Below are 14,897 nucleotides of genomic sequence, written 5' to 3'. Positions count from 1 at the left end.
TGGCGTATATGGCAGCCACGACTTTTTGTACTTTGGATTGAGTATTGAGTTATGACGGAACGGACGATCTCTCCCTGGCTGCGCTGGCAGACAGTTTTTGTATTATTTCATTATCTGTTTTCTTTGCTGATTTTTTCCTTGCCTGCACATGCGCTTAATCCGGGAGCAACCGTTCCATCATCACATGAAGTTTATACCGAAGCCTCGCCGTTGCGTGACCAAATGGCGCAGTTCTGGGGTTCCGCGCAACAAAGTAATGCCAGCGATGCGGCACGCGGTGTCGCGAACAGTGCGGTTAACAGCGCTCTGACCGCCGAAGTTGAAAGCTGGCTGAAGTTGGGCGGTGGCAAAGCGAAAGTCACCCTCGACACCGGTATTGCCGGCAGCCACAACCGGGATATTGGTCTGGATTATTTCTGGCCGTTGCTGGACAGCGACAACAGCACGCTATTTACCCAACTTAGCTTCCATCGCTGGAATGAACGTAATCAAATCAACGTCGGGCTGGGCTATCGCCATGATCTTAATGAACACTGGATGGCTGGCGGCAACCTGTTTTATGACCGCGACCTGAGCCGTCGCCATAACCGTCTTGGCGTCGGGGGCGAGTTGTGGGGGGAGGGGCTGCGTACCTCGGTCAACTATTACCATCCGCTCAGCGACTGGCGTTTATCGCATGACAATAACTTCAATGACGATCCGTTGTTTTACGATTTGTATGAACGTGCAGCGCGTGGCTGGGACCTGTCAGTTGAAGCGGCGCTGAGCCAGCATGTTGGGGTAAAAGGGACCTGGTTTCAGTGGTATGGCGACAAAGTGGATGTCACCGGCACCCGTAGTCAGGCAAGCCGCGATCCGCATGGCGTGACGCTGGGCGCTAACTGGCAGCCGGTGCCGTTGCTGGCGTTTAACGCCGAGCATAGCGTGATTAGCGGGCAGGAGGATGATACCCGTCTCGGCCTCAACCTCAGTTGGCAGTTTGGTCGCACGCTGGATCAAATGCTCGATCCTGACGCTGCCTCTGCAATGTCATCGCTGAAAGGAGCACGTCATGATTTCGTTAATCGTAACAACAACATCGTGCTGGCCTATCAGCAGCGTGAGAAAGATCTGCACCTGTACTTTGAACCCAACTCGTTAACTACCAAGGCAGGCAGCACCCCATTCACGCACGCAGTAAAAGGCGGGCGGGGTGGGTTTATTGTCTATCACTCCAGCCAACCAGATATCGCGCAGATCGTCAGCGAACAGGCGGGTACCGTTGCCCCACTGAAACGCGGTGAAGTCGTAATTTCTGCTGAAGAGTATCAGGATGCGAGCCGGAAAAAACTTTACGACCGCGCTGAATATCGGCTCACCATTCTGCCGGGTGATTTTGCCCCCTCGGTGACGGATGTCCGTATCGAGGGCGAACCGACGATTGGCGGCACCCTTACTGGCAGTTACACCTTTATCAGTAACGAAGGGGAAGACGAAGGAGCAACCACGCAGCGCTGGTATCGTCAGCATGCACCGGAAGAGGTGCTCTCCAGCGGTCAGCAATACCAGCAGACGGCTGCCGATGTTGGACGCATCCTGGTGTATGAAGTCACGCCGGTCAACAAAGCGGGTCTGCGTGGAAAGCCGGGCAGCGCCCAGCAGGCCGGACCGCAGCTGACATTGAATAACCTGGAGATGACTTTGCTGCATGGCGGAGGGGAGCAGCAGGCGAACGGTACGATTAAATTCAAAGCGGGTGAAACGGGCATGCTGCTGTTTGAGGCCACGGTGCTGGACCAGGACGGCAAGCCGGTGGCCAATCAACCTGTATACTGGTCACACAATAACCTAAACCTCGGTAAGCTGGATGAAACCCGCCAGACGACCAATAGCAAAGGGCAATCGCTGGTTAAATTCAGCGATATTACCCAAGGGGGCGAGGATATTATCGTTGCCTCGCTGTTGCCGGAGCGTGGGTTGGCGAAGACCGCTGCCACCGCGGAAAATACCACGACTAAAACCTTGCCGTTGAGTATCAGTTTCAGCGCGGCCAGCAATGTGACATTTATAAATCCGCCGCAAAAGGTGACGGTGGGGACGAAAACCGACTTTACGGTGCTGGTGACGGATGAGGAGAACCAGGCGCTGGAAAATACGTCGTTACAGATCACCAGCAATGGAGACACCCGTTCGGTTAACACCGGTAAAGACGGCAAAGCCACCTTTAGCCTGGTGGCTCCCCTCAGTATCGATCCAGCCCAATGGACGGTTAGTGCCGTCTTAACGGATAACAGCGAAAAAGGTGACACCGCCCGGATTGATTTGCTGGCGGATAGCGCCAGTGCCCAGCTCATCAACCTGGCCGCCACCCCCGCCACGGTGGTGGTGAACACACCTGTTTTGCTGACGGCCAGGGTACAGGACAAGCATGGTAATCCGGTACGCGGGGTCGAGGTGACATTCCTCAGTACGGCAAACAATGGCGTGATGCTGAAGAAATCGCCTACCGATGAACGCGGTGTGGCGTTATACCCGGATTATACCCAGACGGTAGCGCAGGTGTTCCATCCGGCGGCGCAACTCGGCGCGGGTGTGACCAAAGAAACCAGCGTTACCTTCACGGCAGACAAAGTGGCAACGTTGACGCTGCAACGTAACTTCAGCGGCGAGCTGGCTGCGGATGCCACCAGGGTGAGCTGGACGGCTACCGCGAACGATGCACATAACAACCCGGTAATCGGCGCGGCGCTGGTCTGGAAAGTGACGGGGCCGTCGGGCGAGATCACGCCGGAAAAAGACGATGTTACCAACGATCAGGGAGACGCACTGCTGACGATCACACTGCCGAAAACCCAGGGTGATCTGAAGGTAGAGGTGGCGTCAGGCAATGCGCAACAGCAAGACAGCGTCACGCTGAAGCCAGTGTTGACAATGGCTTCGCTTAAACCGGGCAGTGACAAACCGGTGGTGGGCGGTCAGGTCATCCTGACGGCTCAGGTCACTAACCTTGCTGGGGAGCCGCTGGAGAATGTGCCGGTGGACTTTACCAACAACCAGAATACCCGGATGACGGAACAACGCGGAGTCAGGACGGATATCAATGGTCTGGCGCAGGCGGCGCTGGAAATTGTTAAAGGTCAGGAGCAAGGCGCGGCAGGCGATTATGACGTTACAGCCACTTTGTCGGCCAAACCCACGGAACACAAAACGGCAACGGTAAGCTGGCAGCTCGACAACGCCGCCGCGCGCGTTACCAGACTCAGCGCGAATCCGACTTCCGCGCGGGTGGGCAGTAAAGTTCAGCTCATGGCGACGGTCAATGATCCCTTCGGTAACCCGGTAAGCGGTGCGCAGGTGGAGTTCCTCAGCGCCCTGCATGGCGATGAAGTGCTGACCAGCGTCGCCAGCAATGATCAAGGTATCGCGGTTTGGGCAGATTATTCGCAGACCATCGCCCAGGTCTACAAACCAGCGGCACGCGTGGTTGGCGGTACGGCGCAGGAAACCAGTGTGACGTTCACGGTGGATGCGGTTGCCTCTCTTGAGCTGATACCAAATTTCAGTGGCGATTTGTTGGCGGATGGTGCCACTGAAGCGAGCTGGACGGTCACGGCGAAAGATCGGTTCCACAATCGGGTGCCGGATGCGGCGCTGGCGTGGACAGTGACCGGGCCTGGCGGCAACATTTCACCGCAGAAAAAAGATGATAAGACCCAGGCAAATGGTTCAGGTGAGGTGACGATCGTCCTGCCGAAAAAACAGGGTGCAGTTAAAGTGGAAGTGTCATCGGGGGCAGAGAAGACAGAAGACAACGTGATCCTGCAACCGGTGTTGACGTTGAAATCGCTGGAAGCGGATAACCGGAGTCCGGTGGTTGGCGGCCCGGTCAATATGACGGTATATGTGACCAATCTGGCGGGTGATCCAATGGCTAACGTACTGGTCAACTTCACCAATAACCACAGCGCATGGATGACCGAGCAAGCTGATGTGAAAACCGATGCCAATGGTATGGCGCAAGCCGTTCTGAAAATCAGAGAGGGCAAAGAGCTCGGGGCTCCGGGAAATTATCTGGTCACCGCAACGTTGCAGGAAAAACCGTCGGAAGCCAAACAGGAAACGATTACCTGGCTGGCTGACCAGGCGGAAGCCCAGGTCACGGAACTGCATGCGACTCCAACGACGGCGACAGCAGGCAGCAAGGTTCAGCTCTCGGCGACAGTCAGGGACAGGTTCGGTAACCCGGTAACAGGCATGGACGTGGAATTCCTCAGTGCTGCCAGCAACGGCACGCTAATGACGAGGATCCCCACCAACGACCAGGGTGTGGCGTTGTACCCGGACTATTCACAACATGTGGCGCAGATCTACCAACCCGCAGCGCGTGTGGCGGGTGGAGCGGCACAGGAAACAAGGGTCACTTTTACAGCGGCGACGGTCGCCTCGCTGGAATTGACGCGTGACTTCACCGGCGAACTCTGGGCAGACGGCAGCTCGGCACGTTGGATCGTCACGGCGAAGGATACACACGGTAATCGGGTGAAGGACGCTGCGCTGACATGGACGGTGACCGGCCCATCCGGAGAAAGCATCACGCCTGAACAGGAAGATAAGACCAGTGACAACGGTGAAGCTAAGGCGACAATCACGTTGCCAAAAACTCACGGGATGTTGAAGGTTGACGTCGCTTCAGGTGTGAAACAGGACCACGACAGCGTGACGCTGAAGCCGGTCCTGACGCTCAAGTCGCTCCAGACCAGCAACCCAAACCCGATGGTTGGCGCTCAGGTCACCATGACGGCAACGGTGACTAATCTGGCAGGCGATCCGTTGGAAAATGTGGCGGTGGATTTTACCAACAACCGTAACAGTCAGATGACGGAAATGCGCGGAGTGAAAACTAACGCCAGTGGCAAAGCCGAAGCCACACTGCGCATCATTACCGGTCAGGAGTTGGGGGCTGCGGGTCATTATGACGTGACCGCAACGCTGGCGGAGAAAACCTCGGAAACCCGGACAGAAACGCTGCGCTGGCAGGTCGATACGGCGGATGCCAAAGTGACCGAACTGCATGCCAGCCCGACCTCCGCGGTGGTGGGAAGCAAGGTTAAACTGATTGCCACAGTGAAGGATTCCTTTGGCAATCCGGTAAACAATGCCTCGGTGGATTTCCTCAGCGCAGCCGACAATGGTGAAGTGCTTAGTACCCTGAGTACCAACGATCAGGGGATTGTCACTTATGCCGAGTACAGCCAAAAAGTGGCTGCCAGTTATTATCCGGCGGCGCGTGTTGTTGGTGGTCTGGCACGGGAGGCGAACGTTGTCTTTACCCACGACACCACCAGCGTGCAGGTGATTAACCTGCAACCTGAACCTGCCACGGCGGTAGCAGGTGCGAAAGTGGTGCTGAAAGCTACGGTGCAGGATCAGTATGGCAACGCGGTTGCCAATACCGGGGTGCAATTCCTCAGCGCTGCCAGCCAGGGTGAGGTGCTGACGACACTCACCACTAACGGCAAAGGTGAGGTGTCCTGGGCTGAGTACACGCAGACAACCGCTGGGGAATACGCACCCGCGGCGCGGGTCATCAACGGGAATGCGCAGGCGACTACGGTCAACTTTAGTGCTGACCCGGTCAGTGCGAAGGTCGTTGCAATGAAGGCGTATCCGGTAACGGCCGTGGCAGGTACCGATGTGATGTTGACGGCGACAGTTCAGGATCAGTATGGCAACCTGGTGAAAAATGGCCAGGCGATGGTGAGTTTCCTCGTCAGCAAAACGGGCGTGCCACTGGGCGAACCGGTGACGACCAATGAAATCGGTGAAGCAAGTTTCAGCAACTACCAACAGCAGGCGGCGGGTGACTATTATCCGGCTGCGCGTGTCGGCGGGGGCGCGGTGGTTGATACGCGGGTGACCTATACGGCAGGCGCGGTCACAACGCTGACGCTGCAACCTGATTTCGTCGGCGATTTACAGGCGGATGGCATCAGCAAGGTGAGCTGGACGGTAACGGCTCAGGATGCACACGGCAACACAATACCTGATGCACCACTGACGTGGGAAATAACGGGTCCGGCGGGCAACATCATCCCGACGAAGGATGATAAGACCAACGCACAGGGTAAGGGACTGGCGACAGTAACTTTACCGGGTGAGCAGGGTGAGCTGCATGCCGTGGTCAAATCAGGCAATGTACAGGATGACGACCGTACCACGCTGTTGCCGGTTTTGCGGCTGAAATCGCTGGTTCCTGACACCACTACCCCGCAGGTGGGCGGCAGCGTGACGCTCACAGCAAAAGTGGTTAACCAGGCAGGTACGGCGCTGGCAAACGTGGCGGTGAATTTTACCCATGATCGCGCTGACGTGATGGAACAAGCACCAGACATAAAAACCGACAGCAACGGAGAGGCCAGGGCCACGCTGAAGATCCTGAAGGGTAAGGAGCTGGGCGCGCCGGGCAACTATGTCATCAAGGCAACCCTGAAGGACAAAACCACCGAATTCAAAGAGGCAACGGTGACCTGGCAACCAGGGATTGGAGAGGTAACGGGACTGACCGCGAATCCAACCTCTGCTGCGGCAGATACTGACGTGCAATTGACGGCAACGGTTCAGGATCAGTTTGGCAACAAGGTGCAGAATGCCGCGGTGACTTTCCTCAGCAGCATTGCGGGTAATGCATTGGGTGAGGCTGTGAACAGCAACGCTGAGGGCATCTCAATCTTCAAGTATCGGCAGTCGACAGCGGGAAGTTACCGCCCAGCTGCCAGCACGGGGAACGGTGGCAGCAAGGATGCACCGGTCAGCATTTGGGGGACGCCTTCGATTGAGTCAGTCATCGTCACGCCGAATGGCAGCGTTGCGGCAGGCACCACATTGACCGCAACCGTGCAGGGTTTTGATGCACAGGGAACCGGCGATGATGATTCGAGATATCAGTGGTTTTCGCGTCAGCCGGGTAAAGACTGGCAGAAGATCAACAATGCCACGGATAAGACCTTAAACACCTCAGCTTACTATGCTGGTTATGACGTGCGTGTGGTGGTTACGCCACGCGGCAGCCAGCAGGTAACTGAAGGGTTGCCGAAAGAAAGTGCTCCGATCACGTTATACGGCAAACCAACGATAACCTCGGTAAACGTCACCCCGGCGACTCAGGCTCAGGCAGGTACGTTGCTGACCGCAACCCATTCCGGTTTCGATGCAAACGGAACCGGGGAGGATGATTCAAAATATCAATGGTATTACCGTCGTGGCAGCCAGGATTGGAAATACATTGATAAAGCGACGGAGAAAACCTTCACACCGACCAGCAGCTATGTGGGGCTTGAGGTGCGTGCCGGTGTGAAGCCGAAAGGTAGCCAGCAGGCCATTGAGGGCGACGAAAAATACAGTAATGAGGTGCGTGTATTCGGTACGCCATCCATCGAATCCGTCAGCGTGACGCCAGAAAGTGTTGCGCAAGCGGGTACAGCCCTCACGGCGACCATCAAGGGTTTTGATGCCCAGGGTAACGGTCAGGATAGTTCGACGTACCAATGGTACTACCGCAAGGGCAGTAACACCGACTGGACAGAGGTCAAGGGGGCCGCCGGTAAGACCTTCCCAACCCTGGTATCGAATGTTGGTTTAGAAATTCGGGTAATTGTGACGCCGAAAGGCAGCCTGAGCGAGGTTGCAGGTGTGCCGAAGGAGAGCAATGTGGTTAGGCTTTATGGAAAACCCACTATTGCGTCCGTCACGGTCACGCCGAAGGGTTCGGTCAGGGTGAACAATCCACTGAGTGCCACGTATAGCGGCTTCAATGCCCAGGGAACGGGTGAGGATGCGTCCTTATACCAATGGTATTATCGCCCATCGCCAACGGCTGACTGGATCGTCATTGATACGGCGAAAGAGCAAAGCTATACGCCGGATAATGTCCGTATCGGCCAACAAGTGCGTCTCGGCGTGACACCAAAAGGTAGAGATCAGGCGGTCACGGGCACGGAAATATACAGTGATCCTGTCAGCGTATACGGCATGCCTTCCATTGCGTCGGTTATGGTGACACCGTCAGGGAGTGTGGCGCAAAACGAAATGTTAACGGCCATCATTAATGGCTTTAATGCGCAAGGTACCGGCGGAAATGCGTCCTTGTATCAGTGGTACTTCCGTCGGGCGGCGGATCAGGAGTGGATCAAGGTTGATAAAGCCGAACAGAACACATTCAGTCTTGCTAACACGCAACCCGGTTATCAAGTTCGTGTCGCTGTGACGCCGAAGGGTAGCGAGCAAGCGATTACCGGTCTTGAGATATATAGCGGGCCTGTCACTGTACTTGAGGCTGAACCCTCTGTCGCTAATGTGTCCATCTCTGGCGATCCGACAGTGACGAAAGTACTGACCGTCAATTACAGCTTCCAAACAAATGGTGGGGCAGTGGAGTCCGGGACAATCTTCCAGTGGTATCTGAATGGTGAAGTGATTCCAGGTGCAACAGGTAAAACTTATACCGTATTACGTAATAACCCAGGCAAGCCAGTATCCGTGATAGTCACGCCTAAAAATCAAAAGGGTATGACAGGGAAAAGTGTCACCAGTTTACCTACGGAAAATGTTAAGCCAGTAGAACTGCCGATGCCTGATCTTCATGGTGCTGACTGTGCTTACGTCCACTCTCAAAAGGGAATCTTCCGCTGGGATATTGCAAATACGCCAGCAGATTTGAAGGTAATCATTGCCAGTTGGAGTTGGGGGGTAGTTTATTGGGAATCTGTTGATGCCACGAGAAAATACCAGGATTCAATGCCTAAAGCGACTTTCAATGTCTCAATGGAAGATGCTTATGGCAATAAAACGTCGAATAACACAGTGACTTTTGAAAACAACTTCTGGCAATCCAAATGTATCGCCACCATTGGTGCTGAAACGGGAGGTACATCAAGGTGGCCAGATTGATGAGAAGTGGTTGGTTTTAAATGCTGTGCCGGACAACCTGCTCCAGTGCTAAGGGGTAGTGAAGGGAGAGGGGACAAAAACTCAGCAGCGATCTGTTGTGTCAGTCCCCCAACCCCTGATCCTGAGCACTGTATAGGAATTTTTCAGCATAACATCAGAATATTCATAATAAAGTCGCGGGATTATCACTTCAAAAGCATAGCCACCTAAACCTAAGTACAGAACAATCGCATCGATAAAATTGCCTGCCCAAAATCTGGACAGGCTATGAACCCTAATGCGCCTGTTTGAGTAAATGAGCTATGACGGAACGGACACCCTCTCCTGCACTTCGCTGGCAAAGCCTGTTTTTCTTGTTTCACTATCTCTTCACCTTATTGATTTTTTCTCTACCTTCATCTGCCCGCGGGGGAGACATCCCGGCATCACTTCCCGATCTCCATTTATCAACGCCCGTTCTTCAGAACACCCATTCGGCGCAAACTTCGGCGGAAGGGGGGACTGAGGATAACTCGCCACTACGCGATCAAATGGCGCAATTCTGGGGCACGGCACAACACGGCACTGCCGGTGATGCGGCACGAGGCATGGCAAACAGTGCAGTAAATAGCGCCCTGACTGCTGAAGTTGAGCGTTGGCTCAATCTGGGGGCTGCCAAAGCACGCGTGACTTTTGATGCCGGGCTTTCCGGCAATCACAGTCGGGATGTGGGGCTGGATTATTTCTGGCCGTTGATGGAATGGGAGGCCAGCACCCTGTTTAGCCAGTTAAGTTTTCACCGCTGGAATGGTCGTAATCAATTCAACGTCGGGTTGGGTGTCCGTCATGACCTGAATGAACGCTGGCTGATTGGCAGCAATGTTTTCTATGATCGTGACCTCAGTCGCCGTCACAGCCGCCTCGGCGTAGGCGCTGAACTGTGGGGGGCCGGGTTGCGCACGTCCGTTAACTACTATCACCCATTAAGCGACTGGCGTCTTTCACACGATGATCACTTCAATGAAGATCCACTGCGCTTCAACTTATACGAACGCCCGGCGCGCGGCTGGGATCTGGCGGTTGAAGCGGCGTTGAGCCAACACGTTGGCGTCAAAGGAACCTTTTTCCAATGGTATGGCGATAAGGTGGATGTGACCGGCACCCGTAACCAGGCAAGCCGCGATCCGCACGGGGTGACTCTGGGAGCCAGCTGGCAACCTGTTCCACTGGTTAGTCTGAATGCCGACCACAGCGCCATCAGCGGCCAGAGTGATGACACCCGCCTGGGACTCAACCTTAACTGGCAGTTTGGCCGTACCTTGGATCAAATGTTGGATCCTGGCGCGGCAACAGCTCTCTCGTCGTTGCAGGACGCACGGCATGACTTCGTCAGTCGCAACAACAACATCGTGCTGGCCTATCAACAGCGCGAGAAAGGAATCAACCTGTATTTCAGTCCCACAACCTGGGTTGCTAAAGCCGGCAGTGCGTCCTACACACACGCGGTTAGCGGAGGACGAGGCGGTTTTATTGTTTATCACTCCAGCCAACCCGATGTGGCGCAGGTTGTGAATCAGCAAGCCGGAACGGTGGCACCATTGAAACGTGGCGAAGTGACGGTTTCTGCTGAAGAGTATCAGGATGCCAGCCGACGGACGCTCTACAGTCGGGCGGAATACCGTTTGACTGTCATGCCGGGAGACTTTGCACCAGCCGCTACCGACGTACGCATCAGCGGAGAACCCGCGATCGGCGGCATACTTAGCGGCAGTTACACCTTTGTCGCCAACGAAGGTGATGATGAGGGCGAGTCGCTGCAACGTTGGTATCGTGCAGACGCGCCCGACGAGACGCTATCCACGAACCATCAATATCAACTGACGGTGGCGGATGTGGGTAAAACGCTGGTTTACGAAGTGACTCCCGTGAATAAAGCTGGCCTCAACGGTATGCCCGCCAGCGCGCAGCAGGCAGGACCGCACTTGACCCTGAACAGCCTGGTCATTTCCGGCATTAGTGGCGCGGGCGAGGTGTTAAGTGATGGACGGGTGAAATTCAAAGCAGGGGCATCCGGCACACTGTTTTTTGAAGCTACCGTTCAGGGTAAAGACGGGAAACCGATACCGGATGAGCCGGTGTATTGGTCGCACAGCAATCCGACTCTGGGTGTGCTGGAGCATAACCGGCAGCTAACGGACAGCAAAGGATTATCACTGGTGAAATTCAGTGATGTGACCAGCGACGGTGAAGACATCATTGTCGCCTCCCTGCAACCCGAGGTCACTGCGCGCACCTTCAATGTCAATGATTCGGACAGCAGAAGATCTCTGCCGTTGGCCGTCATCTTTAGCGCTGCGGCGAATGTAAAATTTATTGAGCCGCCGACGCACGCGACGGTGGGAACAGAGACGGCGTTTGTTGTGCAGGTGACTGATGAAGACGATATCGCGGTCGAGGACACGACGCTACAGATCACCAGCGAGGGGAAAACCACAAGCGTCAAAACTGACAAACAAGGGAGAGCGCGCTTTTCACTGACCGCACCACTCAGTACCGATCCGGCGCAGTGGCAGGTTGCCGCGCAATTCCCCGCCAGTGAAATGGCTGGCGATGAGGCGGTGTTGGCGTTATTGGCTGACGTGTCATCTGCGCGAGTGGTGGCATTACAAGCGGAGCCGGCGACGGCGACAGCGGGTATGAGCGTGCAGCTAATGGCAACGGTACAAGATAAACACGGCAATCCGGTGCGTAACGATCAGGCCCGGGTCAGTTTCCTGAGCAGCAAAGCGGGTGTTCCGCTGGAGGAGCCTGTGGGCACCAATGCCGAGGGTGTGGCGACCTACCCCTATGTTCAGCTTGACACGGGAACCTGGTATCCGGCAGCGCGTGTCGGTGGAGGCGTGGAGCTGGATACTCAGGTGACGTTCACCGCGGGCCAACTGAGCAAACTGACGTTGCGGCCTGATTTTAGTGGCGATCAACAGGCGGATGGCCGCACTGAGGTGAGCTGGACGGTTACGGCGCATGACGCGCACAACAACGTTATTGCCAATGCCGTGTTGGCGTGGGAAGCGAAAGACCGGGCGGGAAATATCCTGCCCATTAAGCAGAAAAGCGAACGTACCAACGGACAGGGGGAAGGCCGTCTGATACTGGTATTGCCGAAAAACCACGGTGAGCTGAGCGTTAGCGTCTCCTCAAACAATCAACAGGATCAGGCCAGCGTATTGTTGCTACCCGTGTTGACGTTGGCAGCATTTGAAATCAGTAGCGCCACACCGGTGGTGGGCAATGATGTGACGCTAACCGCAACTGTCACCGACCTGGCAGGCACGGCGTTGGAAGACGTGGCAGTGGATTTTACCAACGACCATCAGGAGGTGATGACCGAGCAATCGAACGTCAGAACGGATGCCAGCGGTAAAGCGCAAGCGCAGTTGCGGATTAAACCCGGTAAAGAGCAGGGCGCACCGGGACGCTATGCGGTGACGGCCACGCTGAACGCGGCCGCATCAGAGACGCAAACTAAACGACTGGACTGGCAGGCCAATGCCAGCGGAGCACAGGTGACGACATTGATAGCTAACCCAACCTCGGCTGTGGTGGGTAAGAAAGTCATGCTAACGGCGACGGTCAACGATCAACATGGTAACCCGGTGCCGGATGTACAGGTCGAATTCCTCAATGATGCGGCAGCGAGTACACCGCTGATCACCTTGCTAACCGATGCGCAGGGTGAAGTGAGTTACCCTGATTATTCGCACACCACGGCAACCAACTATCATCCGGTGGCGCGTGTTGTGGGTGGCAAGACACAGGATACGACGGTAACTTTTACGGCGGATCTCGTCGCCACGCTGCAACTCACGCGCGATTTCACGGGTAACGTATTGGCCGATGGCAAAACGCAGAAAAGCTGGACGGTGGCGGCAGCCGACATGTTTGGCAACAGCGTCGCAGATGCCGTGCTGACGTGGGCGGTTAACGGTCCGACAGGCCAACTCACTCCGGTGCGACAGGATAATCAAACCAGCGCCACCGGTGAAGGGAAGGTTATCGTAACGATGCCCGAGACGATGGGGGAATTGACGGTGACTGTTACGTCCGGGCAGAAACAGGATGGCGACAGCGTACTGCTGCAACCGGTGCTTACCCTGGTCTCGCTGGAAACCAGTACGGCCACACCGGAGGTAGGTAAAGACCTCACTCTGACGGCCAAAGTGACCGATCTGGCGGGTAGGGCACTGGAAAATGTGCGGGTGGACTTCACCAATAATCGTAATGACCTGATGTCGGAGCAGTCGAACGTCAAAACCAATACCAATGGTGTGGCACAGGCACTAGTGAAAATCATCAATGGCAAAGAAGCAGGTGCGCCGGGTCTTTATGAAATCACCGCAACATTACCGGACCAGCCTGAACAACAGAAATCGCAACGAATAAGCTGGCAGGCGGAAGCAAGCACTGCGCGAGTCATTGAACTCAACGCCAGCCCGACATCGCTCATGGCGGGTGCGAACGTCACCCTCTCAGCCACGGTAAAAGATCAGTACGGTAATCCGGTGGCGAACAAATCGGTGGATTTTCTCAGTGCCGCAGTAGGGGGAACGACGTTGACGTCGCTGCCCACCAATGAGCAAGGGATAGTGAGCTGGAACCAGTATAGCCAGACGACGATGGGAGATTATTTTCCCGCCGCGGTCATTCAGGGCAGCACGGCCAGGGAGACGAAAGTCACCTTCCGAGCCGATGCGAACAGCGCGCATGTCACCGGTCTGGTGCCATCGCCAGCGACCGCGCAGATAAATAACAATGTCAGTCTTCAGGCGACCGTGAAGGACCAGTACGGTAACCCTGTCAACAGTGTTGGGGTGAAGTTCCTTGATAAATCCGGTGGCATCACACTACAGAAGCTGCCAACCGATACCAATGGTGAAGTCACCTGGACGGGTTATACACAGACTGTGGCGAATACCTATCGTCCGGCTGCGCGTCTTGGTGAAACGCCAGAAGTCGATGCTTTGGTCACGTTCTATGGCACGCCAACGATCAACTCAGTCAGCGTTTCCCCGAATGGCGACGTAGCACCAAACCAAAAACTGACGGCCACTTATGCTGGCTATGATGCGCAGGGCACGGGTGCGGATCGCTCAACTTACCAGTGGTATTGGCGCAAAGTGGGAGACAGCGACTGGGCCGCATCGCAGCAGGGAGATGCGAAACAGAAATCTTTCACGCCCGGCGATAACTACGATGGCTATCAGGTCAGGGTAGGCGTGAAGCCGAGAGGCACCACACCGCCCGTCGAGGGAACGGAAGTCTTTAGCAATCCATTAACCGTCCGAATTCTGCCCCCCTCGGTAACCAATGTGACGATCAGCGGTGATCCAACGGTGACCAAAACCCTGACGGCAAGCTATAGCTATCATGCTAATGATGGGGCCGCAGAAGGGGGCACGACCTTCCAGTGGTATTTGAATAACATTGTTATTCAAAATGCCACGAACAGAAGTTATACGGTGTTACGTAACAACCCAGGTAAGGTGCTGACAGTGAAGGTCACACCAAAAAGTCAAAGTGGCAGGCAGGGCAGCAGCGTAATCAGCACAGCAACGGCGAAAGTTAATCCAGCTCTGTTGCCCGCTGGGTATTGGTTTAATGCGCATTGTACCGCCAGAGACAGTCAGTCTGGAGCAATTCGTTGGCAAATGGACAATGTTGATGACTCGGTATCAATGGTAGCGCTGACTGCGGGAGTAAAATATACAGCAGAAGCGCGTGCAGGCGAGAAATCTGGATTGTTTGTAGACCTGAATTTTGGCACCGATTATGCCTTCTGGGTGGAAGATGTTTACGGGAATAAAACGGCTGAATCAAAGGTGAAGTTTAATAGCAGCCCCAGCAATCCATTTACTTGTCAAACCAACCTCTCCTACAATGGATCCCTTACGCACTGGCCCGACTAGGCTTTGCATCAACATGGATCTGTCGCG

Annotated in this window: 2 protein-coding genes; both read left to right on the top strand. The window is 55.3% G+C overall.

Annotated features, from left to right (window positions below):
• The first annotated feature begins 51 nt into the window (after positions 1 to 51).
• Entirely contained in the window at positions 52 to 8,925 is an 8,874-nt protein-coding gene (locus AC6I8T_RS24885) for an inverse autotransporter beta domain-containing protein (protein ID WP_497834706.1), read from the top strand.
• 530 nt (positions 8,926 to 9,455) lie between these two features.
• Positions 9,456 to 14,870 (top strand): inverse autotransporter beta domain-containing protein, encoded by a 5,415-nt coding sequence (locus tag AC6I8T_RS24880; RefSeq protein WP_497834705.1) that lies wholly within the window; start codon positions 9,456 to 9,458, stop codon positions 14,868 to 14,870.
• The last annotated feature ends 27 nt before the right edge of the window (positions 14,871 to 14,897 follow it).

The sequence above is a fragment of the Pantoea sp. X-Soil-OKNW-556 genome (genome assembly GCF_059730695.1).
This window is presented reverse-complemented; position numbering and strand designations above follow the sequence as displayed.

Bases quoted from the DNA above. Each gene is read 5' to 3' on its own strand.
- AC6I8T_RS24880 (WP_497834705.1), top strand. From the start codon at position 9,456: ATGGCGCAATTCTGGGGCACGGCACAACACGGCACTGCCGGTGATGCG.
- AC6I8T_RS24885 (WP_497834706.1), top strand. From the start codon at position 52: ATGACGGAACGGACGATCTCTCCCTGGCTGCGCTGGCAGACAGTTTTT.